This window comes from Nonomuraea insulae (assembly GCF_042656245.1).
In genome coordinates this window covers 1-26,833 of the sequence record NZ_JBHSPA010000050.1, presented here as the reverse complement: position 1 = coordinate 26,833, position 26,833 = coordinate 1, and the positions used below count along the sequence as shown (strand labels likewise).

Here is a 26,833-nt window from a genome sequence, read left to right as displayed (position 1 = left end):
GCCAGCTCGACCAGGCGCAGAGAGCCGGTTATGGCGGGGACCAGGACGAGGGCGACCAGTGCGAACGGCACCCACCTGGTCGACCGGGTCGACCGGGTGGGGCGGGCTGCCGCGTGGACGGTCACTTGGCGCCGGCCGGGTCGGGCTGCGAGCTGACCGGGCTGGGCATGGGCCGAGCGGCCGGGGTGCGCTGCTCGCGCCAAAGGGAGTAGCCGAGGCCGACCAGGGCGACGCCGGTGGGCAGGGCGAACAGCCTTTCGTTGATCTGCGGCAGCAGGGGGATCGCGATGGTGGCGAGGGTGCCACCGGCGAGGAGTGCTGCAGCCCACCGGGCGAGGATGTTGGCGCGGAAGAGTGCGATGCCGAAGATGAGGCCGCCGGCCAGGTAGGTGATGCCGGAGACCTGGATGGCGGTCTGCATCAGGCCGATGTCGCCGGTCGCGTGGGCGCCGGCGGCCACGGCGAGGACGTCGTTGACGTAGGCGGGTGAACTGTCAGCGAGGGATGGGAGGACGTACGCAGCGACGAACGCGATGCCCAGCATGACGAGGTAGCCGGCGCCGAACAGGACGTACCCGAGTAGGCCGAGCACTCCGGTCTGCTTCACCTGGCGCAGGTACATACCGGTGATGCCGGTGAGGGCCAGGGCGGCCATGAGCATCTTCAGGGTATTGCGGACCGTCCATTCGGTCGTGGTGACGGAGGTGACGTCCATGTGGGGGTGGTTGATCTGGACGCCGATGAACAGCAGTCCTGCTACGGCGGCGGCAACGCCGGCCGCTCGGGTGAGGGTGGTCGGGGTGATGGTCATGTCCGGCTCCCTTTCGGTGCTCCGTGGCGGGCGCCGCGGGTTGACCCAAAGGTAGGGACGGGGGTGATGACCCGGCATCACCCGACGATGTGAGTGACGGGGTGAGATCTCCGGCAGAGCCGGTTACATCAGCCCGCGTTCCCGGGCGCGCAGCACCGCGGCCCGCCGGCTGGTGACGTCGAGCTTGGAGAAGATGTGCTTGGTGTGGGTACGCAGCGTGTTGTACGAGACGAACAGCTCGCGGGCGATCTGCGGCCCGCTCAGCTCACTGTCGAGCAACCTGAGCACCTGCAGCTCCCGGTCGCTCAACGATTCTGGCGACTCCGGCGACAACGACGCCGGGCGCTGCCCTGGGTCGGGGGCTTCAGCTTCGGCAGATGCGCCGAGGCTGAGCAAGAGCCGCGCGTGGTCGCCGGCGACGCCGTGGTTCGTGGCGTCGCGCAGCAACACCCTCATCGGGGCGCCCTCGTCCAGGAAGAGCCGGACGTAGCCACCTGGTTCGGGTGCCTGCGCCAAGGTCCGGGCAAGAGACTCCACAGCCTGCAGCCGATGTCCCTGCGCGTAGTGTGCCCGAGCCTGCAGCATGCGGATCTCGAGAAGATTTCCGGCGCGACCTGAGGTCTCGGCGGCGCTGAGCAGCCGGTCCAGCAGGCCGGCTGCCTGGTCGAGCGCGCCGGTGTCCGGGTGTTCCCGGTACTGCGCGATGAGCAGACGCACCAAGGTGAGGTGGTCGAACTCGCGCAGATAGCCGGCATCGTCCGTGGCGGACACGCCTCGTTCATGGGCCCAGTCAGCGGCCAGCGAGAGGTCGCCGCGGGTGATCCAGACCCGGGCTTTCAGCGCCGCAACGGGACGCATGTCCGGGAGGAAGAAGCCCGGCCGGTAGAGCTCCTCCGCCTTGCCCAGGAGGGTGATGGCCTCCTCCAGGTCGCCACTTGCAGCGGCGACTCGGCCCATGGCCACGTACCATCGGTAGCGGCTCTCGGTCATCGCAGCACGCTCCCCGAGGGCTGCGGCCGCCTCGAGGTGTCGTTTGGCGGCGTCGAGGTCTCCGGCTTCGCGGTCGATCTCGCTGATGCCCACGTGCAGGTCGGCGGCTGCCTGCGCCACGGGCTCTCCGTACGCCTCGGCGGCGTGCAGTGCCCGCTGGTACAGCTGGCGTGCCTTGCTGGGCCGACCCGCGGCGAGCCACATGTCAGCGAGCACGACCGTGCCGCTCAGCTCGTCGACGAGGGCGCCGGCCGCGTGCAGGCTTGCCACAGCCTGCGTGAACGTCTCCAGCGCGCTCGACACGTTCCCCTGCGCCCACGCGGCGAGGCCGAGGTACCCGGCCGCACCGCCGCGCGCGAGATGGTCAGTGGGGCCGGCCAGGTCGAGTGCGTGCCGAGCGTGTTGCGCCGTACCCGCCGCATCGCCCCGGGCTTGCGCGAGCGAGGCGCGGTAGACGGCGATGGTCGCCGGTAACGTGCTGAGCTCCTCGGTTTCGGCCCACCGTGGAGCCGACCCGTCTGGTACGGCAGCCAGCGCGCGTTCGGCGTCGTCGAGCCGGGGCGAGACCGCGTCGAGGGCGCCGGAGACCATGAGCATGTGCCCGTAGAAGACGCTGAGCACCGGGCTGCGCCGGACGACGTCGTCGGGCAGTGCCTTCAGCCAGCCGAGCAGCATGGCTTCTTGCCGGTTGCGGCGCATCGCCGGGACAGCCAGCTCCATGAGGTAGGCCCCGCGGTCGAAGTCCCGCGCGGCCACTGCGTGCCTGACTGCCTCCTCGGCCAGATCGTGGCGCTCGTACCACTGGCTGGCGCGCTGGTGCAGCAGCGGAACCAGGTCCGGCTGCTCGGCGAGCATGCGCGCCCGCAGCACGTCGGCGAAGAGGTGGTGGTAGCGGTACCATTCCCGCCGGTCGTCCAGGGCCACGAGGAAGAGGTTGGCGCGCTCGAGGACCGTGAGCATGTGGCTTCCGTCGTCGCGGTCGGTGAGGGCGTCACACAGCGGCCCCGTGAGCCGGTCGAGAACCGCTGATTGCAACAGGAAACCGCGCACTGGCTCAGGTTGGTGCTGGAGCACCTCTTCGACGAGGTAGTCGACGATGTACCGGTCGTTCCCGGCGAACCGTGCGATGAAGCTGCTGACGTCCTTGCGCCCCTGCATGGAGAGTGCGGCGAGCTGCAGAGCGGCAATCCACCCCTCCGTGCGTTCCTCCAACGCCGCGACGTCCTCCGAGGCGAGGTCCAGCCCCGCCACCTCGTTGAGGTAGGCGGCCGCCTCGTCGGACGTGAAGCGCAGGTCCGCGGCTCGGACCTCGGCCAGCTCTCCGCGCACCCGCCACCGGGACAGCGGCAGGCCGGGGTCGGCGCGTGTGCTGAGCACGACGTGCACATGGGGCGGAAGGTGCTCCAGGAAGAAGGCCACGCCGTCACTGACATCGTGGCTGTCGACCAGGTGGTAGTCATCGAGCACCAGCCAGACCTCGCCCGGTGCCGCGGCGAGCTCGTTCAGCAGCGTGGTGAGGAGATGTTCGGTCGGCAAGGGCGAGGAGGCGATGAGCTCCAGCGCACTCGAGCCTTCGCCGGGCACCGCCGTATGGAGCGCCGTCACCACGTACGTCCAGAACGACGCAGGATCGCTGTCCTCCGGACCGAGCGAGAGCCACGCCACGGAATGGTCTTCCCCGGCCGTCTCATCCAGCCACTCGGCGAGGAGCGTCGTCTTGCCGAACCCGGCCGGGGCGGACACCAGGGTCAGCCTCAACTCAGCTCCTCGACGCAGACGCTCACGGAGTCGGGGGCGCGTCACCAGACCGGATCGCAGCCTCGGGACATACAGCTTGGTCGCGATCACCGGACGTGCCATGGCATCCCCATTCCAAGCTGCACAACCGTGTCCGAGCGTGTGCCGCGCCCAACGCTAGTACAGCGCCTGTCGGGCAGGACGTCCGCTCATGCCGCGATCCGCGCCTCAGTCGCTGACGGTGAGCGGCGCACCCACGCGTGCACCGACTGCCGTGACACCCCATGCCGCTCGGCGACCTCGACCACCGCACAGCCCGCCTCTACTTCCAGCACAGCGCGATACCGCTGCTCCATGACGCTCAACTCCACCAGCGCCAACCCGGGCCTCCCAGATGATCGCAACCGATCACCCAGGAACGCAGGTCAGCCGAAGGGGTGTAAAGCATCAACCGAAGCTCAGGTGTCAAGCATCAACCGGAACAGGACAAGCACATGGGTCTCGCCGGATGAGAACTTTCTCTACGATCTCAAGGGCAGCCCGCCTGCGGCGGCCTGCCGCGCGTCAGGCGGTCGCTGGCCGCGCTGCGGCTCTTCGGCCGGTCGCGGCCAGCACCGCCAACGCGCTCTAACCCTGAAGTCTAGGAAGAGGCCAATGCGCACACTTGCTGGATTGCACAGAGGCATAGCGCCGCAGTGACCGCTCAGACGTGCGCCTATTGCGGCTTCTCCAGCCAGCCATACTGGACAAGTTGATTATAGGCTCGACGGATGTGAGCGGGGGTGAAAAGCTCTTGCTTCCGCTTGTTCCACGCTTGCACTCCTACAACAACGTCATCTATCACTAGAGTGGAGTGGCCGTGGGGCTGAGTAGCGATCCAATGAACTGTGGCTAGAAGTTCCAGACCATATGGCGATGCGAAGCCGAATATAAGTCCCTCGATCTTGGCAAAGCCCTCTCGAAGGCCCGGAGCATTGTCATCGATCCAACCCTGCGCGGTCGATGCCGCATCAGGCATTAGTCGGATTGGGCGTAGCTTCAAGACCTGCTCGGAGCGATCACCGTAACCCCGAAGGTAGTGCCCCTCAATCCTTTGAAGCACGTGATTGAGATTCTCGGCATACGGGCCATATCGCCCTTGCTCAAACTTGAGTTTGAGATTCTCTCCCCACACTTGAAGCAGGTAAGTCAGCTTCTGAATCTCCAAAAGTGAAACACCATCAGGAGCAACAAAGTTCTCCGCCTGCACTATGCCCATGTAGCGATGCATAAGCTCCAGAAGGGCAGCTCGACCTCGTGTCATATTCGGCGACGAAGTTGCTATTCGCATTGCGGCAGGTGTCGGCGCACCTCCAGGAGGAAACAGTTTGACTGTAACGTCTTCTAGAGGCGAAAGGGCTTTTATAATGATGGGACGAACGGATTCCCACGAGAGCCCGCCATTACCACAGCCCAAAGCCGGAATGGCAATGGAAGTAATCTCGTACTCTCTGATGACTTGCACTAGATCGCCCAGGCCTCGCTCGATGTCTTCAAGACGGGATTTTGAGCGCCAGTGATCCTTCGTGGGGAAGTTTATGATGTAGCGAGGGTTATCAAGCCTGCCATTATCGTGGACGAACATACGGCCAAGTTGAACTTCACCGCTGGCGCATGCAGCTTTGTAGGCGCGATAGTTTTGCGGGAACGCTTGCTTGAATTGCAAGGCAACGCCCTTGCCCATCACGCCAACCGTGTTTACCGTGTTGACCGCAGCCTCGACATCGGCATCGAGCATGTTCCCTCGAACCTCTTCAATCATTGCGGCCTCCACTTGCCGTACGCTCCCGTCATATGCCTGCTAGTCGCCTTCTAATAATACCAATCGCTCCGAGTCCCCACATAAATGGAATCACTTTTCCCGTCGAGGATTTCCTTCACCTCCTTTTCGATTTTCTTAGTTTTGGTTGCAATGCCAAGAAAACAACGCCAGGGAACCCGGTGATGAACTAAGAACTCTGCCATCCGTCTACGCATCCTGTCGGGGTCCTCGGCTGTGTTATTCCATAGCCGAGACTCCATTAGAGGCCAATCCACGGCCTGCTCTAGCTTTGCAAGGTCGTCGAAATATTCGGTGATCCCGCTTGCGCAGTTGCCGTCCGTAAAAACCCAGTCTAGCCGCTCAGATACTATTCGGTCAACCGAGGAAACGAGATAAATTAACGGCCCTTGCCCTTCTTGATACTGTTCTACGCTTCCTTTGCTAATTACGTATAACATTGGTGAGCGTGGCGCAAAATAGAAGGGAACGTAGTCCGCAGGGCATCCACCGGGTGGGCGCATCACCTTCATCGATCGACGTCGATTCTTCACGTCAAGGTCTCCGATTTCTACGGCAAGCTTTTGCCTAGCTTGGACGTGAGAATCGGAGAGAAGGACTCCATCTTTAAGGATTTGCGACAGGTTGTTTACGTGCGTGAAGTGATATATGAACCGATCATGAGGCATTTCGCTATGAGCCATTCAGTTGGTTGTATTGAGCCCACCATGATTGATCAGCACCGATTCGGCACGGTCAAGTAGCTTCGCGATCCTTTAGTGTAACGGCACCCAGTTCGGGCGACTACGCCCATTTGTGATCTACCTCTTGCCCGCTGCACTCCTCGTGCCTCAGACGGGGCATGCCTTCCCTTAACTAGTCAACGCGACCCCCGGTCTGGCACTGCCTGCTTGCCTGGTTTCGGCTAGTTGCTCCCAGCCCCACCGCGCGTCTCCTAGATCGGGATGTCCTCGTACTTCGCGGGACCCGTGACGCCAGGCCATCCGTATTGGCCTTCCGTATTGCCGTGTGGACGCAGCACCCGGTGTAGGCGAGGCAATCGCGATCCGCTGTTTGTCCAGCCTTGGCCATGACTGCACCCGCCAGCACGCGAGGAGGTTGCGCTGCCGCCGGGCATCCGTTCCTCGGGTCTAGTGGCCTGCGGCGTTGTCGAGAGCAACACCGCCTCACGCGATCACACACCAGTGCTCAGCATCTGCCATCTGGCTAGGGTCACGAGATCTCCACGTCGTAACGGGCCCCCGTTTGCAAGTAGGCGGCACTTGGCTACTTGCGCGGGACACGTTGTCGCCAGCCAAGGCCGTGACGATCGCTCACTTCGCGCATCACCGACCGTGGTTGGGGCGATCGACGCCGAGACCCTCCTTCGTCGGGCCCCGGCACCGGGTGACCATGGCTGAAGTGACAGCATCGCTGACAGCAACGTCCCCACACATCAGCTCATCCGCGCCACCGTCCACACGCGCCTGACCACGTTCTCGATCAGCCGAGCAGGGTGATCGCTCCGCCTAAATAGCGAAGGTCGTCAGTTACGTAACGGGGAAGCGTGTAGATCCAGAGTTGCGTATGATGCGAGGCAAGTTTTTGTCACGATGTAGCGGCGGATAAGGGCGACGTGGACATACGTTTGGCTAACTTGGCGCGCTCTTCCGCGAACTTCGGGCGGCTGTACGGCTACAACCCGCTGCTCGCGCTGTACGGAGCCCAGGCCGAAGCGGTGGTGTTCACCGACTCGAATGCCGCGTTAATCCATACTCGGCAGTTTGGGGAGGTGCTGGCCGAAGAGCTGATCACCCGTTCAGGCCTGAGGGTGGCGGGGGATCTTCAGGTTCACCGGATTGCGTCGCTGGCTAACGCGGGGATGTTGACCCCGAAAGTCCGTAGCGCGTTCGACACGCTGCGACGTACGGGCAATCAGGCGACGCACCGGCATATGTTCGACACCGCCCGCGCCCTGGAGGGGATCCGGGTCGCCTGGGAACTGGGCGTGTGGCTGCACCGGGCGCTGTCTGGAGACCGCACGGTAGAGGGCTTTGTTCCCCCGGCCGAGCCGGCGATTGCCGATCCGGCTGAGCTGGCCGCTCTTCGCGAGGCTCTCGACGGGGACCGAGCGGCTCTGGCCGAGTCACAGCTGAAGCTGAGCCAGATCGCCGATCTCACCCAGGAACATGAGCGGGCGCGGGTGGTGGCTGAGTCCCTGATCGCGAACGCCCAGTCCCGGCATGAGGAACTGCGGGCGCAGAACGAGGCGTTACTGGCGGAGTTGGCGCAACTTCAAGCGGTCCAGCAGGCAAACTTCAGTGCGCTCACGGCTCAGCCGAGGAAGGTTTCCTCCGCGGCCCGTGCGGCGATCGTGGAGCGGGCGCTGCGCCCCGCGCCGCTGAACGAGGTTCAGGCTCGGCGGGTGATCGACCAGATGCTGATCGAGGCCGGTTGGCTGGTCCAGGACCGCAAGGACCTCAATCCGATGGCCGGGCGCGGCGTCGCGGTTCGCGAGTTCCGCCTCGCCTCCGGTCCGGCGGACTATGTGCTGTACGTCGACGGGAAAATCGTCGGGGTGATCGAGGCCAAGCGGGAGGGGGAGACCCTGAGCGCGGCCCAAGCGCAGAACGCCCGGTACGCCGGCGGCGCCTCGAAAGAGCATGCTCTTGCGGTGTGGCGCGAGGAAGAGCCGCTCGCCTTCCGATACGCGAGCACCGGCACGGAGACGGTCTTCCTCAACCGCCTGGACCCGCAGGCCCGCACCCGCAGGATCTTCTCCTTCCACCGCCCGGAGACCATCGCCGGGTGGATGCGGGAGGCCGATGAGCGCCCGGATGCCCCCACCTATCGGGCCCGCCTCAAACACCTGCCAGCACTGGAGACCAGTGGGCTGCGCCAGGCGCAGAGCGAGGCGATCACCGGTCTGGAAGCCTCCCTCGCCAACGACCTTCCGCGTGGTCTGATCCAGATGGCGACCGGCGCGGGTAAGACGTTCACCGCCGTGACCGAGACCTACCGGCTGCTCCAGCATGGCAAGGCCCGGCGGGTGCTGTTTCTGGTAGACCGGAACAACCTCGGCCGCCAGGCCCTCGGCGAGTTCCGCAACTACGTCACCCCGGACGACGGCCGGAAGTTCAGCGAGCTGTACAACGTCGAGCGCCTGGCTGGAGAGCGCGTCCAGGATTCCTCCAGCGTACTGATCTGCACGATCCAGAAGATGTACGCGCTGTTGCGCGGCGAAGCCGTGGTCAACGACGATGCGGCGGACGACGCCGCTGACGAGAGCGACGTGTCGTACGAGGCGGATGCTCCGGTCAGCATCGAATACAACCCGCAGGTCCCGCCCGAATCCTTCGATCTGATCGTGGTCGACGAGTGCCACCGCTCGATCTACGGGCTCTGGCGCGGAGTGCTCGACTACTTCGACGCGCACATCGTGGGACTGACCGCGACCCCGACCAAGCAGACTCTGGGGTTCTTCCATCAGAACCTGGTGTCGGAGTACACCTACGAGATGGCGGTCGCCGATGGGGTGAACGTCGACTTCGACGTGGTGCGCCTGTCAACGAGGATCGGCGAACAGGGCTCGCTGATCGACGAGGGCACCACGGTCAAGGTCCGCAACCGCAAGACTCGTGCGCAGCGCCTGGAGCAGCTCGACGACGACTTCGTGTACTCTAACCGGCAGCTCGGCCGCACGGTCATCGCCGAAGACCATATCCGCACTGTGCTCACGACCTACCGCGACAACTGGCGGCGATGGTTCCCCGACCGGGAAGTACTGCCCAAGACGCTCGTTTTCGCTGCCGACGACAACCACGCCGAGGACGTGCTCGACCTCGCCAAGCAGGTCTTCGGTCAGGGCGACGAGTTCGCCACGAAAATTACGTACAAGGTGCGGGCGGCGGGCAAGAACCCTGACAGCCTGATCAACGATCTGCGGCATGACGCCGCCCTGCGCATCGCCGTCACGGTCGACATGATCGCGACCGGTACCGACGTCCGTGCCCTGGAATGCGTCATCTTCCTGCGTGCGGTCCGCAGCGCCGTACTCTTCGAGCAGATGAAAGGCCGCGGCGCGCGGACCTTGGACCCCGAGGAACTCCGCGAGGTCACCCCCGGAGCGAACACGGATATCGCCAAGACCCGGTTCATCCTGCTCGACGCGGTCGGCGTCACCGACTCCCCGCTCGTGGACGCCCAACCGCTGACGGCCGCCACCGATAAGCAGATCAGCCTGGACAAGCTGCTCCAGAAATGCGCCACCAAGGCAATCGATATAAAAGAGGCCGCCACGCTGGCCGGTCGTCTGGCCCGGCTCAACCAGCAGATCACCCCTGAGGAACGCGAGGAACTCACCACCGTCGGAGGCGGGGTCTCTATCTCGGCGCTCTCCCGCGCGATCGTTGCCGCGATCGACCCGGACGTCCAGGAGAAGGTGCACGAAGCGGGCGGTAAGGTCGCCGCTCGCAAACTGGTGGAAGACGCGATCGCGCCGCTGACCGGGAACCCGCCCTACCGGGATCGGATCCTGGAGATTCGCCGTCACCATGACATCACCTACGACGAGACCAGCAAGGACGAGGTACTCAGCCTCGTCGAGATTCCGCGCGAAGAGCGAGCTGGTTCCACGGTCCAGTCCTGGCGCGGTTTTCTGGGGAAGCACCGCGACGAGATCACCGCGATCCAGGTTCTGACCGAGTCCAGGGGCGGTGGGCACGATGCGCTGGCCAAGCTGAAAGACCTCGCCGCCCGGATCCGCCGGCCTCCGCACGTCTGGACTCCTGACATCCTGTGGGACGCATACGAAATCCTCGACAAGACTGCGGCCTCACCCCGAGGGAACGCGGAATTGCCCGATCTTGTCAGCTTGATTCGCTACGAACTCGGGATGGACTCCGAGCTCAAGCCGTATCGCTGCGTGATCGAGGAACGCTTCGTGGGCTGGCTCGCTCGCCAGGAACAAGCCGGAGCACGCTTCACCGCTGATCAGTTATGGTGGCTGGAGCAGATCCGCGACACCGTCGCAATCGGCGTTGGCATCACGGTGGAAGACATCAAGGGCGTACCCTTTACCCAGCGTGGCGGGCAGGCTGGCCTGATCCGGGACTTCGGCGGCCGAGACCGCGCCCGTGCCCTGATCGCCGAGATGGATAGAGAGCTGGCTTGAGCGAGGAACTACCGGATGGGTGGGCAACAGTCCGGCTTGGTGACATCCTGCTCGAAATCGAAGCCGGAAAATCTTACACCTGTGAACCACGTCGCGCCGAACCTGATGAGTGGGGAATCATCAAAGTCAGTGCCATGACGTGGGGCAAGTTCAACGAGGATGAAAACAAGGCCGTCCCCGCATACCGTGCTCCTGATCCCAGATTTGAGATTCAGCCGGGTGACATTCTAGTCAGCCGAGCCAACACTGAAGCATATGTCGGCGCACCTGTTCTGGTTGGGCCGTGCCGTCCACGCTTGCTACTGTCGGACAAGAGCCTCCGCCTAATACCAAGCAAGGAAATCAACCGCCGCTGGCTAGTTCATACACTGGCCTCTCCTTTGGTGCGCGAGCAGATATCAGCGAAATCCACCGGCGCGCAGGAATCCATGCGGAATATCTCGCAGAACGCACTATCCGATATCGAGATTCCCTTCCCACCCCTTGCCGAGCAGTACCGGATCGTCGAATCCCTCGAAGACCACCTGTCCCGACTCGATGCAGGATCACGAGCACTGATTGATAGCTCGCGACGCCTCATCCGTTTGCGCACGCGTCTGATGTCTGCCATTACTAGTCAACCTCATCCAAGCATGACAAGTACCACCCTTGGGGCAATTGCGCGGCAGGTTCGAAATGGAATTTCTATCTCTAGGCCGGGCACAGATCCCATTGGAATCCCGATTCTTCGCATTGGGGCCGTTCGAGCTTTGGCTCTCGATCTCACAGATCTTCGGTACACGGCAATTTCCTCCAGGTCGGATCTGCCATCTCACGCACTTCTAAATCCAGGAGATTTGCTGTTCACGCGCTACAACGGCAATCCAGAATATGTAGGTTCCTGTGCTGTTGTGCCTGATGGAATTGAATCGCTGACATATCCCGACAAGCTTATCCGGGTTGAGGTTAACCAATCATACGCTAATCCACGATATGTGGCGTTGGCGTGTTCGGCAGGTAGATCTCGAGACTTCATCCGACAAGCAGTGAAAACTACCGCGGGTCAGGCCGGCATCTCTGGTCGTGACCTCAAAGCTGTACCACTGGAATTGCCTGATCTCGCGGAACAGCAACGACGGGTTGAGAAATTCGATGAGGCTCACCGAGGACTGCTCCGCCTCGGCTACGCTCTTACTCTCGCATTGCAGCGTTCAGAGAGTCTTCGACGCTCGCTACTTGCCGAGGCTCTCGCCGGGAAACTGGTCCCGCAGGACCTGGCAGACGAGCCAGCGGCAGAGCTGCTCAAGCGGATCGAGATCGAACGCGACAGCCAGCCAAAGACAGCCCGAACTCGGAAGCCCCCTACCGCTAATAAAATGATCGACCCGCCGAAGACCGCAATCGTGCCCACGGGCATCCAGGAAGAGCTTGCGCTGTGACCATCAAAACGCCGTCCAGTACGGCCTCCGCCGTAGCGCAGGCCGAGACCAACTCGCTTGTCGCAAAGCTGTGGAATTACTGCACAGTGCTACGCGACGATGGCCTCTCGACGATCGACTATGTAGAGCAGCTGTCGTACCTACTCTTCCTGAAGATTGCAGACGAGCAGTACAAGAATGATCTAGCCGATGCCCCTAAGCGGCTCGTGGCGGAGCACCTGGACTGGTCCTCCTTGGTCGCGAAGAAGGGCGAGGAGCTTGAGCGGCACTACCGGCACGTTCTGATCGAGCTGGGGAAGAATCCGAACACAAACCTCGGCACGATCTTCGCCAAAGCCCAGAATAAGATCACAGATCCCGCGAAGCTCCAGAAGCTCGCCGTCGATCTGATCGGCAAGCAGGAGTGGGCTGCTGCCGGGGTCGATATCAAGGGCGATGCCTACGAGGGCCTGCTGGCAAAGGGAGCCGAGGACGTCAAGACCGGCGCGGGCCAGTACTTCACCCCGCGCCCGCTGATTGACGCGATGGTCGAGGTCACGCAGCCCACTCCAGATGACACAATTTTGGACCCGGCCTGTGGCACTGGCGGATTCCTGATCTCCGCGCATGCGCACATCGCACGCAAGTACCAGGGTCGGATGACCAAGGCGCAGCAGGATCATCTGTCCTCCGGCGCGATTCGAGGTGTCGAGCTGGTTCCGGGAACCGCGCGTCTGGCCGCGATGAACATGATCCTGCACGGGGTTGGCACGAGCGACGGCCCATCCCTGATTGACGTACGCGACGCGCTGGCCAAGCAACCCAGGGGCGACGAGCGGGTCTCTCTGGTGCTGGCCAATCCGCCGTTCGGCAAGAAGTCCTCGATCACCGTATACGGTTCGGACGGCCGGTTGGACAAGGAGGACATCTCCTACGACCGCACCGACTTCCGCTCCACCACAACGAACAAGCAGCTCAATTTCCTGCAACACATCATGTCGGTGCTGAAGATCGACGGTCGGGCAGCAGTCGTCCTGCCGGACAACGTGCTGTTCGAGGGCGGAGCCGGGGAGGCGATCCGGCGACGACTGCTCAAGGAGTTCGACGTTCACACGCTGCTGCGCCTACCAACCGGGATCTTCTACGCCGGCGGCGTGAAGGCGAACGTGCTCTTCTTCGACAAGAAGAACCCACGAACTGACAACCAGCCATGGACCTCAAAACTGTGGGTCTACGACTGCCGGGTCGGCGAGCACTTCACCCTCAAGACTCGGCCGATGCGCCGCGCCCACCTGGATGCCTTCGTCGCCAAGTACCTGCCGGGCAAGCCCCGCAGTGAGCGGGTTGAGTCCGAGCGGTTCAAGATGTTCGACGTCGAGGAGCTACTCAAGCGCGACAAGGTGAACCTGGACATCACTTGGCTCAAGGACCCGGCGCTGGAGGACACGGACAGCTTGCTCCCACCAGCCGTGATCGCCCGTGAGATCGTCGATGACTTGCAGGCCGCGCTCAAGGAGTTCGCAGCCATCGCCGAGGCTCTGGGTGAGCCGGTGGTGGACGAGCTAGAGGCCGGGCTGCCTCTTTAAGCCCATGATCTGTAGGTGAGGTTGGCGACCGCCGGAAGGGTCTGCGTGATCGGCTGTGGGGTCGGACCGACGTGCGGTGTCGGCCCTGCGGCTGATCCGCTTCTTCGGCCCGCCCCGAACCCGGCCTGTGGTAGGGCGGGTCTCCACAGGTTCATGCCGCTGGGGATGGCTCTGTTTGTCGTGGCCAGGATGTCGGATGTCCAGGCGCCACCGGCGATACCAGGTGACCGGGATTGCAGCCGCGTCCAGTAGGGCGATTCCCTGTGCGAAGATCTCCCAGCCGTCGTTCATGAGCCGGGTCCGCACCTTCTTCCACGACATGCCACCGTGCCGATTACGCAGCCGCCCCGTTTGGACGAGCCGCGCCGGAAGTAGTTGCATCAGCCGTGGATCACCGCGTTCAGGCGGATCAAACGAATCAGAAGGTTGGGGGCTCGCGAGTTCTCCCGGTCGCGCGACTCGTTCATGCCCCCGCAAGGCTTCTGCTCTTCGAGTTTGAGTCGGGCGTTGCAGCGACGCTGTTAGGAGGTGAGGACTTCTTCGATGGCGGCGAAGATGATTTCTTGGGCGTTGGGCACGTCGGCCAGATCCATCAGGAAGAGGCCCGGCCATGCGTTAAAGTTCTTCGCGCGGGCGGCCTTGAGTTGAGGTCGTAGCGGCGGCAGTGCCTCTAGGGCCGTTGCGAACCGTGACACCCGTTCATGGCTTACGTATCGGCTCAGCGCGCCGAGACTAAAGTATAGGTTCGCCTTGTCGACGCCTTCCACACCGATAGTGAACATCGGGCGCGGTGTTCCGGCTACTGGATAGTGCGCCGAAATACTTGGATAACTGGCACTGTTGGAGACAATCCGCGCCTGCGACCGCTCAGCATGTGCTAGGAGCGCAGCGAATATGGCCCGGACCGTCTCCGGCGCTTTGACAAGGGCCGCTTCCAAATGGCGCGCCGTCCACTTCTTCTTACTGCCATGCTGGTCGCTACGCTCGGCCAGCACGTCCAGAGCCAATTCCCAGAGAGTACCCTCGCCAGGGACTACCCACCGTCTTGGTCCTTGGACGGACACCGGAGCCGTCTCCCAGTTGGCTTCTTTCCACATCGTGCTGACTAGGCCGGAGGGAGAATATTGCCGACCGTCTGCGGACCATAGAAGCGGCGCGGAACGGTCGTTAATCCAGGCGGCCTGCGCACGCCGAGGATCGTCAGCGATCCAGTCTGCCAACGCTTCCCTCTCGGTCCGAGAGGGCGCTGTAAAAGCAAGAATTGTTCCTGGCGGAATGCGCTGCGCGTCAACGAGCGTGGGTACGGCGTTAGGCCGTCGCATCCGCGGGTTGGGCTTGCTGCGCCGGTATTCGGGACGGAGGGCAGGGCCGGTGGAGCCGTCGCGGAGGGAGGTCGTCACAAGTGCGGCCAGTTGTGCACTACGTTCCATATCAAGGAACGTGCCGCGCACCGACGAGCCCGTGCCGAAGGATTCGTCGCAATGGTGGACGAGCCAGGCGAGCACCTCGTACGTCAGTGAAGGCACTCGCTCGAGCTCCTTGCTCTCCCAGGGATGATCCGGATCGTCGATGCTGTTGTCGTCGAGTTGCTGAAAGACGATGTGGGTGATGAGGTAGTCGCCGTATTCGCCCACTGCTTGCGCGCGGCCTTCCCGCTCCTTTTGGCCTTCTTGAAGCGCGGCGCCTACCATGCGAAGCACGAGAACGGATCGCCAGATCTGGTAGGCGCTTGGCCGGCTATCGCGAAACAGCAGATTGTACGCCTCTTTCTCGCCCTCCTCCCAGAGCAGATCAATATTCTGCTTGGCTCGTATGGCCAGTTCCGGGTTCCGATGGGCGCACGCCAGGGCGATCGCTGCATGCACGACCGAGCATCCGGCCTCTGGAGCAGGATCTGGTTCTCCTCGCTTGATCGTATAGATCCTCCCGAGATCTATTGCGAAGTCCTGTCGGATGGCCAGCTGCTCGCTGTGCAGCGAGACGAAGTCGCGTTTCTCTACGCGATTTTGAGTGTTTGTCGTGCGAGTGACTCGATCACCGAAGCCCTCCGGGCAGTCCTGCGTCGTTATGATCCTCACTCCGACGTGACCAGCCTCGGTGGCGGCGGGATCACGCTGCATCGCCTCAGCGATCGAAACTACTGTCTGGGCACCGTTCACCACGCTCGCTGCGGAGAGGTGGAGTTCGATGGGTCCCTGGGACGCCTTGCTCCACGTCTCCCGCCGCAGCGACTCGCACAAGATCGTGATGCCGTTGTTGAAATACCAAAAGTCGGTAGGGTCGTGCAGCAGGGTCTCTACCATCTTGTGATTCACCTCTGTAAGGCCTAGCGACTTACGAATGTTCTGCGCGAAGAGCCGATCTCCGTTGTCCTCAAGCCACTGCGCGACCTCGGCCACTGAAACGCGCCCTTGATACGCCTCGAACGGATCCTCCATATGCATCGACTTGTCCAACTTAACGGTCAAGTTAACCGCCGGTTCCGCGAAGTCGTCTCTAACAATTTTCCAGACTTTCCCGGTACCCCAGGTCTCGAAGTTGAGCACGGGGTCGTTGCGATTATATCTTTTCTTCGCATTCAAGAAACGACGTTCCACATCGGGGTGTAGCTCGTCCGATCCGGTCAGCGCAACCACCAGCGTGACCCGCAGCCGGAAATCTCGCCAGACACTCTTGATACGTTCTACAGCGTTCTCCTGGAATGCCCTGTTGAAATGTGAAAAGTTATGATCGTCAATGTGGTCAAGCCCTTCGATAAGCTTTAGCGCCTCCGCGATACCGAAACCTGCGGTTCCGCGATCGCTCCATTTACTCTGGATGAGCCAGACCCGAGCGCTTTCTTCATCGACCACGACGGCGTCGATCCCAAGCTCGTCCCGGCCGTCGATCAACGTCTCCGCCGCTGCATATCTGTCCCAACCAGTCAGCTTTCTGGCGACTAGGCAGGCCAGTGCACGACTGAGAAATTTGCGTTCCAACTCTTCAGGTGACTTCGTCGTGGAGTCGCTCATGTCGATCAGTTCGTCGAACTCCCGGTGGAGGGCATCCTTGATTTGACGGATTTCACGCGGCATCCTCGACGGCATCTTCGACCCCATTGATCCTTACCTCATCCTTATCTAACTCGCCAAATCTGTCATACGAGCTTAGGCTGCCCAAGCGTGGTGCTATCAGTGGCGCGCCACCCCATGCCTGCCCCAAACCCACTTTCATCAGTCTGCATGATCAGGCTGACGGCTTTCCTAGCATTCGGGACATCGTTTGACGACCACTAACGACACAATCTGGTCACGAAGATCACTGAAGGTATGGAGAGGGAACCCTGGGCTCGCCTCGAGTCGGTCGCGTTCGCGTGGACTGCCAGAAAGTAGATGATGGTATACAGGTTGAATTCGTAGGCCACCGCGGCGGACCTGGGCGGCATCGCTCACATGTTCGCCTGGCAGGTCGGGTATGGGGCCAGCAGGAGCGCGCCGAATACCGGAAGCTCCCCAACCGGCCTCCCATGCCTTGCGGGGCGAGGCGGGGCACATGGTCGTCGCCCTTGCACACGTGTATGCGAGTTCGCGACCCGCCCTCCAGTGGGAGGCGACGACCCGGCGGTCGAACCCGGGATACTGACCCTGAGTGGAGATTCCGCAGAACTAGCAGAACGCCATTGATCGGTGACGAGACGCTCACCGTGGTCGTTAAGGCTCCTGCCGGAGCGCCCACACGGGCTCATATCTCCGTAGCGACCACAGTGAGGCACCGGCACCTAGGGGTTATCCCCCATCGTGCTGAGATGCCTCCTGCACTCCGGACAATTGACCCCCGAGCACGGTGAAGCCCGCGCCCTTCAGGCGTTGGGACATGCCGGGGCTGATCTTGCAAGGCTTGCCAGCACTCCAGGGCATCTGCCCAGGTCAGAGTACATGGCCGACTCGTATCGCTAGCGCTCTCCTAAAGCAGGTGCCGCAGTTTCTAATCGTGCTTACGAGGAACGCGGCGGGTGGGTCCGCGGCAGCGACTCAGCGCTCAATTTGCTCGGCCTCACCGTCACCATCGCCGCGGTGTTCTGGGGAGAAGGCCGCCCTAGCGCTCGGCTCGACCCCGCGCGCCTACTGGCTGTTCCCTACGCTAGCAGGCGGTGTAGGAGCATTGATTGCCGCCATGTGGCCCTCTTGAGGGTCGTGTTCTTGCTCCGCAGTGGCAGTAAAGCGTCTGCTGCGGACGGATCTGTGCCTGGAGGCGGTTCGACTGGCCAGGGCGCTGGCCGAGCTGATGCCAGACGAGCCGGAGGTGATCGGGCTGCTGGCGCTGCTCCTGCTCACCGAGGCCCGGCGGCCGGCGCGGGTGGGGCCTTCGGGTGAGCTGGTGGTGCTCGCCGAGCAGGACCGGTCGTTGTGGAACCGGGAGCTGATCGCCGAAGGACATGATCTGGTACGCCGGTGCCTGCGCCGTGCTCAGCCGGGGCCGTACCAGTTGCAGGCCGCGATCAACGCCGTGCACACCGACGGACCGGCGACCGACTGGGCGCAGGTGCTGGCGCTATACGACCAGCTGCTGCAGCACGCCCCGACCCCGATCGTGGCGCTCAACCGCGCGGTCGCCGTCGCCGAGGTGCACGGACCGGCGCCGGCGCTGGCCGCCGTCGACGAGCTGGACCTGCCGGGCTACCACCTGCTGCCCGCCACCCGCGCGGACCTGCTCACCCGCCTCGGCCGTACCGCCGAGGCCGTCGCCGCCTACGACGAGGCGATCACCCTGGCCACGAACGACACCGAACGAACCTTCCTGCAGACACGACGGGCGCGATGAGATCGGTGTGGTGACCCGGTCGAACCGAACGACGACCAACCAATAAAGGGGAACCACGATCATGTAACTGACGACCACCACGCAAGTCTCCGTCGACGGAGTCATGCAGGGAAACGGCCCGTCGGAGGAGAACCATATGGCCGGATGCGAGCGCCCGCTTACGTCCTCATGCGCATGGCGGATCGTAAGGGATGTCTTCTCCGACGTACTGCTGCCAGGCAGCAGGGGTGAGGGTGTTCCTGGCCGCAGCGCAGATGCGCTGTATGACGTGGTCCAGGCGGATTTCCCACAGCCGCACCGTCTGATCGTCGCTGGCGCTGGCGAGGGTTCTGCCGTCCCGGCTGAACGCCACTGAGCGGGCGAAAGCGGTGTGGCCGGTGAGGGGTTGCCCGAGTGCGGCGGGTCTGCTCGGATCGCTCAGGTTCCACAGCCGCACCGTCTGATCCAGGCTGGCGCTGGCCAGGGTTCTGCCGTCCGCACTGAATGCGACCGACTCGACGGAGCTGGTATGGCCGGTGAGGGGTTTTCCGAGCGGGACGGGTTTGCTCGGATCGTTCAGGTTCCACAGGCGCACTGTCTCGTCGTTGCTGGCGCTGGCGAGGAGCTTGCCGTCCGGGCTGAACGCCATCAGGTTGATGCCACTGGTGTGGCCGGTGAGGGGTTTTCCGAGCGGGACGGGTTTGCTCGGATCGCTCAGGTTCCACAGCCGCACCGTCTGATCGAGGCTACCGCTGGCGAGGATTCTGCCGACCGGGCTGAAGGCCACCGCGATGACCGGGTTGGTGTGGCCGGTGAGAGGTTTTCTGAGCGCGGCGGGCTTGGCGGGATCGGCCAGGTCCCACAGCCCCACCGTCTGATTGTCGTTGGCGCTGGCCAGAATCTTGCCGTCTGCGCTGAACGCCACGGACCAAACGCCGTTATTTCGGCTGGTGAGGGGCCGTCCGAGTGCGGCGGCTCTGCTCGGGTCGCTCACGTTCCACAGCCGGACCGTCTCGTCGAGGCCGGCGCTGGCGAGGAGTTTGCCGTCGGGGCTGAACGCCACCGAGCTGACGGCACCGGTGTGGCCGGTGAGGAGCCGTCCGAGTGCGGCGGGTCTGGTGGGATCGGTGAGGTTCCACAGCCGCAGTGTCCTGTCGTCGCTGGCGCTGGCGATGATTCTGCTGTCGGGGCGGTACGCTATCGCGCCGACTGAGCTGGTGTGGCCGATGAGGGTTTGTCCCGGCGTGGTGGGTTTGGTGGGATCGGCCAGCTTCCATAGCCGCACCGTCCGATCGAGACTGGCGCTGGCGAGGTTTCTGCCGTCCGGGCTGAATGCGACCGACCAAACGCTGTTGGTATGGCCGGTGAGGGGTTGCCCGAGTGCGGTGGCTCTGCTCGGGTCGCTCAGGTTCCACAGCCGCACCGTCCCGTCGAGGCTGGCGCTGGCCAGGGTTTTCCCGTCGGGGTTGAACACCACCGCATCAATGCCGCTGGTGTGGCCGATGAGAGGCTGTCCGAGTGCGGCGGGTTTGCTCCGATCGCTTACGTTCCACAGTCGTACCGTCTGATCGTCTCCGACGCTGGCCAGGGTTTTCCCGCGTGGGCTGAACGCCACCGAGTTGACGCTGTCGGTGTGGCCGGTGAGGGGTTGCCCGAGTGCGGTGGCTTTCCTCGGATCGCTCAGGTCCCACAGCCGCACCGTCTCATCGACGCTGGCGCTGGCCAGGGTTCTGCCGTCCGGGCTGAACGCCACCGAGTCGACGGGGCCGCTGTGGCCGGTGAGGGGCTGTCCGAGTGCGGTCGGTTTGCTCGGATCGCTCAGGTCCCACAGCCGCACCGTCCCGTCTTCTCCGGCGCTGGCCAAGGTTCTGCGGTCCCGCCTGAATGCCACTGACCAGACGGGGCCCTCGTGGCCGGTGAGAGGCTGTCCGAGTGGGACGGGCTTGGCGGGATCGGTCAGGTTCCACAGCCGCACTGTCTGATCTTGGCTGGCGCTGGCGAGCATCTTGCCGTCAGGGCTGAACACCACGGACAAGATTGAGCCGGTGTGGCCGGTGAGAGGCTGTCCGAGTGGGACAGGCTTGGCGGGATCGGTCAGGTTCCACAGCCGCACTGTCCGATCTTGGCTGGCGCTGGCGAGGGTCTTGCCGTCCGGGCTGAAGACCACCGACAGGACGGCTCTGGTGTGGCCGGTGAGCGGCTGGCTCAATGGTGTGCTCTGGGTGGAGAGGAGCCGGGTGTAGGTCTCACCGCCTGGCCTCTCGCTCGGCCTCCTTCGGTGGGCGACCAGCGTAAGTTGCGCGGACAAGGAAACATCGATGTTGTGCAGCCGGTCGGCTTCAGCGAGGGTGCGGTGGTAGGTCGCCAGGTCGCGCTGGCGGATCGCCTCGCGCTGCTGGCGCTCGGCTTCGCGTTGTTGTTGGAAGGCGAAGACGGCGGCGCCACTGGCCACCAGGGCCAGTACGGTCAATACGGCGATGGCGCCGGTGCGCAACCTCTGGCTGCGGCGCTGGTAACGGGTGGAGGCGGTCAGGAATGCCTGGGCGGCGGGGCTGAGGTCACGACGCGGCGGGGTGCCGGCCCAGGAACGTGCGCTCCCCAAGCGGTCTCCTCGGAGAAGCAACGAAGAGTCGTGGCGTCTGCTGCGGGTCCAGTCCGTCGCGGCTTCTTCGAGGCTCTGGCGGATCAGCTGGCCGGAGTGGTCATCGTTCATCCAATCGCGTAGCCGTGGCCAGCCGCGCAGGAGCGCCTCATGCGTGATCTCGACGGTGTCGGTTCCCGTGACGGTGTCGTGTTGGCGGGTCAGCAGGCGTTGCTCTGTGTAGACGTCCACGACCGCCGCGGTAGTTCGCGGGTCGGGGCTGGCCTCTACTGCCTCGGCGTGGGTCAGGCGCCTGCGGGCATCGTCGGTCCCGCCGTCGCCGATTTTCACCAGGCGGAGGAACAACCACCGGGCCATGTCCTGTCCGGCGTCGCTCAGGTCGGCGAACTCTTCCTCTGCGGTGTCGGCGATGGCACCGCGGATCCCGCCGACGTCCCGGTAGCCGGCCACGGTGAGCACGGCTCCGTTGCGCTGTTGCCAGGTGCGCCGCAGGGCGTAGGCCAGCAGCGGGAGCCTGCCTGCCTCATAGCCGGGGGCCTGGCTCTCACCGGTGCTGGCTCCCAGATCACTCAGAAGCAGCTCGACTAGGCCGTCCTCGATGTCCAGCCCGACGTCGCACGCCGGGTATATGACCGTCTCCCGCAGCTCATCGGACGACATCGCCCCCACCAGCAGCTGCCGGTCCTCCAGCGCGTCCCGGAGCTGGGGGTAATGGGCACAGTCAGCATAGAAATCCGCCCGTAGCCCGGCCACGACGAACGCGTGGGGAGGTCTCGCCTGCTCAGCGGCATCGACGCGTGGTGCGGCCAGGTCGGCGAGGAGTGTGATGAAGGTGGCCCGCTGGGGCTCGTCGGCGCACTGGGTGAAGAGTTCCTCGAACTGATCCACCACGATCACGACCCGTTTGGCAGCGTCGGGACCGTCGGCTGCCTCCAGGGCGTGCGCCAGCATCGGAACACACCGCCGCGGATCAGCCGCAAGTTCTTCCTGTACGGCGGCAGGGGTGGCAGCGGTCAGCGAGGAGATGACCGGGCCTAGGTAGGCGGCGAGCGCGCTCAGCGGGGTCGCGGTAGGGGTGAACACCGTCTGGGGCCAGTGGGCCGAGTGGTCCAGTGCCCCGTCTTCGAGGCTTGGCAGCAGCCCGGCGTGCAGTAAGGAGGACTTTCCCGCGCCGGAGGGAGCTACCACCATCTGTACGCCGCCGGTCTGGCGCCGCCGGTCCAAGCGGTCGATTAAGGTTCCGATCAGTTTGTCCCGGCCGAAGAACCAGTGTGCCTGGTTTCGGCCGAAGGGATCCAGGCCCGGATAGGGGCAGGCGTCGACCACGGTCCCCGGTTCGGTGCGCCGCCGCTCACGCACGCCGTGGTAGAAGTGTTTGTGCAGGTCGCCGCCGACTTGAGTGATCTCGGCCCGGCCGGAGGCCGTCGCCTGGAAATGGCTGCCCTCGGGGTGATCCGGCCTCGATGCCGACACGTCTGGCTCCTGCTGGGTAGTCCGGAAAGAACCGTGGTCGATCTGCCACCTCGCCCCCGACAAGAATAATCACCCACGGGCCCGGAGGGTCTATCGGCCACTTTGTGGCACATATGGACAAATCGGAGCGCTCGACTACTCGGTTATGCGCATGTCCCCGCCGGACTGATAGATCCGGCTTTCGTCATGAGCCGTAGCGTTCATCACGATCGATTTGATTCGGTCTCGATCGGCTGCCGGCACTGCCGGAGCGAGCACCTCATCCAGCACGCTCCGCAGTTCCACGGCGAGCTGCGGGTCCTGCTTGAGCAGCCGTGCCAGGCGCACCCGCCACTCCCCAGCCAGTGCCTGCTCGGTCTCGGCATCATGGTCACGACGAGCAGCCAAGACCTGGTCGCGGACTTCGGTCAGCTCCACTTCGACGGTCTTTTCCTGGTCGGGGCCGAAGCGGCCCCACAACGCCGCCACTCTTGCCCGTACTTGCTCCCATGCATCGGTGGCCATCGCGGTCACCAGCGCGGTACCGGCTGCCATAACAATCGGATCCATGCCTAGCCCCCCATGCCATCTGGCGCAGCATTTCCCTATTCTACGACAAACACTTGATCTTTCATGGTCAAGCAATAGAAGCGTCTGCAAATCAGTATCGAGGCGCACGGCGGACGCCGAGCCATATATCGCGAATTCGCACATATGCCGCAGAATGCTCATGCGGGTGGAAAAAGTCTCGTACTAGCCAATCGTAACGGGAGTATAAACTGGCAGCTCGTGGTCACAGGTGTCCGGGGGACTCTTGACCCCGTAGATGTCGGCGGTCTCCGGCGCCAGGCGCAGGGCGAAGCGGTTGATGAGCGCGGGGAAGGCGATCGCATTTCGGCGCGGGCCAGTTGCTGGCCGAGGCATTGGTGGATGCCGTGGCCGAAGGCCAGATGGCCGCCGTCTAGCCGGTGAAGGTCGAGCGTGGGGGTCGTGGAAGCGCTGCGGGTCGCGGTTGGCGGTGTTGTACGACAGATGACCATGGTGCTGGCCTTGATGGTCCGGCTGGCCAGCTCGACGTCCTCCAGTGCCGTTCTTATGAACGGTCTTGGCGACAGTCAGATAGAGCACATCAGGTCTTCCACAGCCCGGTCGGTGAGCGCAGGGTCGGCGCGCAGCGCGGCCAACTCGCGCTGGTAGCCGGGTGCACTTAGCGGACCGTGACCGTCTACGCGATCAACGATTTATCCCGGCTGGCAGGCCAACCCCGCCGACCTGGCCACCCCCATGCGTGAATTGATCTGGGCATCGCCTGGCCGGAGGCCACATACCCGCTGACCACATGCCGCTCAATGAAGTCGTCCTGGCTCGACCGCTACGGCCACAAAGACGGCCACTTCCCCGAGGTCGCCGATCACCGCGAGCTGTTCGACATGCAACCCGACGCCGCCGCGGACTGGGAGGTCAGTTTCTACCGCTCGATCCTCGTCGCCGACGGGGTGCTCCTTCTCGGTGGTGGCCGGTCGACGCTCATCGCCGGACTAATCACTCTGTCGCGGCGCATCCCAATCGTGGCCGTCGCCCATTTCGGTGGCGGCGGAGAGAAAATCTGGGCGTACGCGAACCGGGAACCCAACTACACCACTTCCGCCGAGCTAGCCACCATGGCGGAGCCCTGGCACCCCGGAGCGGCCACAGCGATCACCGGTTCTCTGATCGATCAGCACGCCCGCCGCCTGTCCGCCCATCGACTCGCCGACAGGGAGCGCAAGCGTGCGCACCAGCGCACCAGCGCACCAGCCAAAGTCTGATCATCGCCTTCGGGCTGCTTCTGCTGGCCCTGGGGACGATTCCCTTGTCGTATTCGTGGATGCCAGGCAGCGGGCCCGGGCTCGCCGCCCTCTTCATAGCACCGCTGTTCGCCGCCACCTGCGGAGCGGTCTTCCGTAACGCCTCAGACCAAGCCGACGACTGGATCAGGACCACCGTGCTCGGTGCCACCGCCGGTGTTATCGCATTCGTGCTGTTTGTGGCCGCGCAACTGGCGACGACTCCCGACTTGCTGGAGGGAACCGGTGCGCGCCGCCTGCTGTTCTTCATTATCCTGGTCGCCTTCACTGCGGGGCTCACATTCGACGCGGTGTACAGCAAGCTCCGGTCGCAGGACGTCACGAGCACCTCGCCTCTCGACGGCACGCGCTGACTTGCGGCGATCGAGGTCCTAGGACATCCCAACTGAAACTTGTGGCAGGCCGGGGATTCATTCTGTCCTCGATGGTCAGCGTGCCCTCGTGGGCGATGGCGATCTCCCGCGCGATCGCCATTCCCAGGCCTGTTCCACTGGCGTCACGGGCGTAGGCAGCGTCCAGCCGGGTGAAGCGGTCGAAGACCACCTTTCTGTCCTGGGCGGCGATCTCGGCGCCGTCGTCGACGACTCGGATCAGCCGCAGCACCTTCAGCCCGACCTGCGCCAACGTGCCGATCAACCGAGACACTGTCGAGTCGAAGGCAACCGGTTCGAACAGCTCCGGTGAGCACCTGCGCATGGCCACTTCCACCAGGTAGTCCCCGCCCTCATCCCTGCCGCTCGATCTCGTCGTAACCGGATCGCAGGAGATTGAGGCGGATGCGGTCCGGACTGTCCCACCGGAGCATCTCCGCGTACCACAAGGCTTCCCAAAGCGCTCTCGCGGGATCCTCGTTCAGAGCCGCGGCCATGACCCTGACCCCGCGGCTCTCGACAATCAGCCGATGCGCCGGCGAACCCGGCTCCACAAGCCCGGAATCGTGCAGAGCCGCGGACTGGGCGAGGAGATCGCGCTCGACATCTTCCAATCGCGCCCTCACCCGTTGAGCCACCTCGCCCTGCGCTCTCAACGCTGCGAGAGCCTCTCCGATCAGCGAGCTGGGCAATTCGGCCCGATTGCCCGCCAGTTCCGCGGTATACGCGGCCATGTCTCTGAGTCTCTCCCGTGCAGGGTGCTCGGCCAGCGCCGCCAATCGCGGGTCCTCGGCCAGAAGGGCGCGTTGTTCCCGCAGGTACAATTCCTGCTCATCATCGGTGCCGGTACCGCCAGGATCCGGAGGCGCCTGGACGATCGCGCTGAGCCGAGGCTCGCCGAACCAGTCCGCGCCGAGGCGTTGCCCCACGACGGTCTCGGCAAGCATCAGCGCGCCAACCCGCCAATCCCCGTCCTGCTCCGCGACGCCCTCCCAACGCTGGAGGAATTTCTCCTCGCCATCCCCCTCCTCGGGATCGAACGGGTCGATGACGGCGATGATCCGCCCGCGCTCGGCGTAGGCGATCTGAGCGTCGCCGTTCACGTTCCAGAAGATGCTCATCGCTCGGCCGTCGCTCGACAGATCGGCCAGCAGCGGCAGGCGTGAACCTTGGAACCCGTTGGGTTCGACGATGAGCGTCCACTGCCCCAGCTTTCCGGCGAGGGCGGCGCCGGAAAGCTGCGGCAGCGCGTCATAGGCCGCCGCGACCGTTTCGAGGAAATCACGCCGGGCGATCGTGTCGGGCAGCCCGCCGATCAGGAGCAGCACCTCCTCGTCGTCGAGGCCATCGCACCAGGTCAGACACAGGGGGTGGGTCATGTACGAATCGAGCGACTGGTGGCCTTCGGTCATTTCGACGGCTCCGCACCTGTGTGGTCGGCGGGTGGAGGGACACCAGTGACGGACGGCTCACCGGGCCGCCCGCCACCGATTCTCCGCAGACTACTTCGTGATCATGGTGCTTCTGAGTCGGGGACGAAACATCGGCCGTATGTGGGGCATCGCCGACTCCCACCACCCGCAATGGCTGGACGCCCTGGCCCGCGCCCATGCCGTCGTGGAGGACCGGGTGCGCGTCGGCAAGGCGATGGGCCTGCGCAACCTGCCCAGCAAGGACTGGTCCGTCAACTCCGGATGGATCCTGGCCGCAAACCTGGGCCACGACCTGGACTGCTGGCTGCGCCTGCTGACCCTGCACGACCAGGACGGCTTGGCACACGCCGAACCCGACACCATGCGCTACCGGCTCTACCACCTGCCCGCCCGCCTGGCCGCCCACGCCCGCCGACGCCATCTGCGCATCGAGCGGACCTGGCCCTGGGCTCAAGCATTCGTCCTGGCCTGGCACCGCCTCACCGATCTGCCCGCTCTCACCTGAGAGCCGGACCCCACCGCGACGATCCAGGAAGGAACCTCATCCGGGCCCGTGGAACCCGGCGCCCCCGCAGCGTCATGCGACGGCCCGCCCCAACCGCGTCAGGGACATTACGGGCGAACCGCGGAGCCGCTCACACAACCCAGCCCGCTGAAGAATCGAGGCTAATGCGGCCTTGTTTCTGTGCTCGGCCGCCTTCGCAGGCAACCGCCAGGCCAAGTGACCGCCCAACGCCAACCAAGAATGGTTTCGATGCCCGGTGGCTCTTTAATGGGCCACCGATGATGTCGGGCCCTGTCAACGGCCAAGTGCGTGTCGCCGCTGGTGGCCAGATAGAAGTCCCCAACTCTTCGAA

16 protein-coding genes and 2 pseudogenes are annotated in these 26,833 nt (G+C 64.0%); 7 read left to right on the top strand and 11 right to left on the bottom strand.

Annotated features, from left to right (window positions below; translation table 11 throughout):
• Positions 1–121: 121 nt before the first annotated feature.
• The 5 genes and pseudogenes from ACFPZ3_RS39795 to darT form a co-directional block, all read right to left on the bottom strand.
• Positions 122–811: a hypothetical protein gene (locus ACFPZ3_RS39795; protein ID WP_379519531.1), complete on the bottom strand. Its 690-nt coding sequence runs from the start codon at positions 809–811 to the stop codon at positions 122–124.
• 123 nt (positions 812–934) lie between these two features.
• Positions 935–3,559 carry a winged helix-turn-helix domain-containing protein gene (locus tag ACFPZ3_RS39790; RefSeq protein WP_379519530.1) on the bottom strand — a complete coding sequence of 875 codons (2,625 nt, stop codon included), beginning with the start codon at positions 3,557–3,559 and terminating at the stop codon, positions 935–937.
• Between the two features lie 224 nt (positions 3,560–3,783).
• Positions 3,784–3,903 (bottom strand): annotated as a pseudogene (locus tag ACFPZ3_RS39785) (transposase); the annotation flags it as partial.
• A gap of 350 nt (positions 3,904–4,253) precedes the next feature.
• On the bottom strand, positions 4,254–5,339 hold the full coding sequence (gene darG / locus ACFPZ3_RS39780) for a type II toxin-antitoxin system antitoxin DNA ADP-ribosyl glycohydrolase DarG (RefSeq protein ID WP_379519529.1): 1,086 nt from the start codon (positions 5,337–5,339) through the stop codon (positions 4,254–4,256).
• Positions 5,340–5,389: 50 nt separating this feature from the next.
• Positions 5,390–6,040 (bottom strand): type II toxin-antitoxin system toxin DNA ADP-ribosyl transferase DarT, encoded by a 651-nt coding sequence (gene darT, locus ACFPZ3_RS39775; protein ID WP_379519528.1) that lies wholly within the window; start codon positions 6,038–6,040, stop codon positions 5,390–5,392.
• Positions 6,041–6,993: 953 nt separating this feature from the next.
• On the opposite strand from darT, the gene ACFPZ3_RS39770 reads away from it, so the two are divergent.
• The 3 genes from ACFPZ3_RS39770 to ACFPZ3_RS39760 are packed head-to-tail and all read left to right on the top strand — an operon-like array spanning position 6,994 to position 13,492.
• Positions 6,994–10,509, top strand: coding sequence for a DEAD/DEAH box helicase family protein (locus tag ACFPZ3_RS39770; protein ID WP_379519527.1), 3,516 nt, complete (start codon positions 6,994–6,996; stop codon positions 10,507–10,509).
• Positions 10,506–11,927, top strand: a complete 1,422-nt coding sequence (locus ACFPZ3_RS39765) for a restriction endonuclease subunit S (RefSeq protein ID WP_379519526.1) — start codon at positions 10,506–10,508, stop codon at positions 11,925–11,927. Before ACFPZ3_RS39770 ends, ACFPZ3_RS39765 begins: the two co-directional genes overlap by 4 nt.
• The gene (locus ACFPZ3_RS39760) at positions 11,924–13,492 is read left to right on the top strand and encodes a class I SAM-dependent DNA methyltransferase (RefSeq protein ID WP_379519525.1); all 1,569 of its coding nucleotides are present in this window, start codon (positions 11,924–11,926) and stop codon (positions 13,490–13,492) included. The genes ACFPZ3_RS39765 and ACFPZ3_RS39760 overlap by 4 nt, the downstream gene beginning before the upstream one ends.
• 521 nt (positions 13,493–14,013) lie before the next feature.
• Here ACFPZ3_RS39760 and ACFPZ3_RS39755 read toward each other — a convergent pair.
• A complete protein-coding gene (locus tag ACFPZ3_RS39755) occupies positions 14,014–16,566 on the bottom strand; it encodes an AIPR family protein (protein WP_379519524.1) in 2,553 nt (850 codons plus the stop codon).
• Between the two features lie 1,114 nt (positions 16,567–17,680).
• On the opposite strand from ACFPZ3_RS39755, the gene ACFPZ3_RS39750 reads away from it, so the two are divergent.
• Entirely contained in the window at positions 17,681–18,292 is a 612-nt protein-coding gene (locus tag ACFPZ3_RS39750) for an RNA polymerase sigma factor (RefSeq protein ID WP_379519523.1), read from the top strand.
• Between the two features lie 166 nt (positions 18,293–18,458).
• Here the strand turns inward: ACFPZ3_RS39750 and ACFPZ3_RS39745 are convergent, their stop codons facing one another.
• From ACFPZ3_RS39745 to ACFPZ3_RS39735, 3 genes and pseudogenes are all read right to left on the bottom strand, one after another.
• On the bottom strand, positions 18,459–22,346 hold the full coding sequence (locus tag ACFPZ3_RS39745; protein ID WP_379519522.1) for an NACHT and WD repeat domain-containing protein: 3,888 nt from the start codon (positions 22,344–22,346) through the stop codon (positions 18,459–18,461).
• Positions 22,347–22,481: 135 nt separating this feature from the next.
• Positions 22,482–22,895 (bottom strand): hypothetical protein, encoded by a 414-nt coding sequence (locus ACFPZ3_RS39740; RefSeq protein WP_379519521.1) that lies wholly within the window; start codon positions 22,893–22,895, stop codon positions 22,482–22,484.
• A 183-nt stretch (positions 22,896–23,078) separates the two neighbouring features.
• A pseudogene (locus ACFPZ3_RS39735) lies at positions 23,079–23,512 on the bottom strand (cytochrome P450); the annotation flags it as partial.
• A 162-nt stretch (positions 23,513–23,674) separates the two neighbouring features.
• On the opposite strand from ACFPZ3_RS39735, the gene ACFPZ3_RS39730 reads away from it, so the two are divergent.
• Entirely contained in the window at positions 23,675–24,133 is a 459-nt protein-coding gene (locus tag ACFPZ3_RS39730; RefSeq protein ID WP_379519520.1) for a hypothetical protein, read from the top strand.
• Positions 24,134–24,177: 44 nt separating this feature from the next.
• The gene (locus tag ACFPZ3_RS39725; RefSeq protein ID WP_379519519.1) at positions 24,178–24,525 is read left to right on the top strand and encodes a hypothetical protein; all 348 of its coding nucleotides are present in this window, start codon (positions 24,178–24,180) and stop codon (positions 24,523–24,525) included.
• Here ACFPZ3_RS39725 and ACFPZ3_RS39720 read toward each other — a convergent pair.
• Complete coding sequence (locus ACFPZ3_RS39720; RefSeq protein ID WP_379519518.1) at positions 24,491–24,808, bottom strand: ATP-binding protein; 318 nt, start codon at positions 24,806–24,808, stop codon at positions 24,491–24,493. The two genes, ACFPZ3_RS39725 and ACFPZ3_RS39720, sit on opposite strands and share 35 nt — an antisense overlap.
• An 88-nt stretch (positions 24,809–24,896) precedes the next feature.
• Entirely contained in the window at positions 24,897–25,955 is a 1,059-nt protein-coding gene (locus tag ACFPZ3_RS39715; protein WP_379519517.1) for a DUF6461 domain-containing protein, read from the bottom strand.
• 139 nt (positions 25,956–26,094) lie between these two features.
• On the opposite strand from ACFPZ3_RS39715, the gene ACFPZ3_RS39710 reads away from it, so the two are divergent.
• Positions 26,095–26,481: a transposase gene (locus ACFPZ3_RS39710; RefSeq protein ID WP_379519516.1), complete on the top strand. Its 387-nt coding sequence runs from the start codon at positions 26,095–26,097 to the stop codon at positions 26,479–26,481.
• The last annotated feature ends 352 nt before the right edge of the window (positions 26,482–26,833 follow it).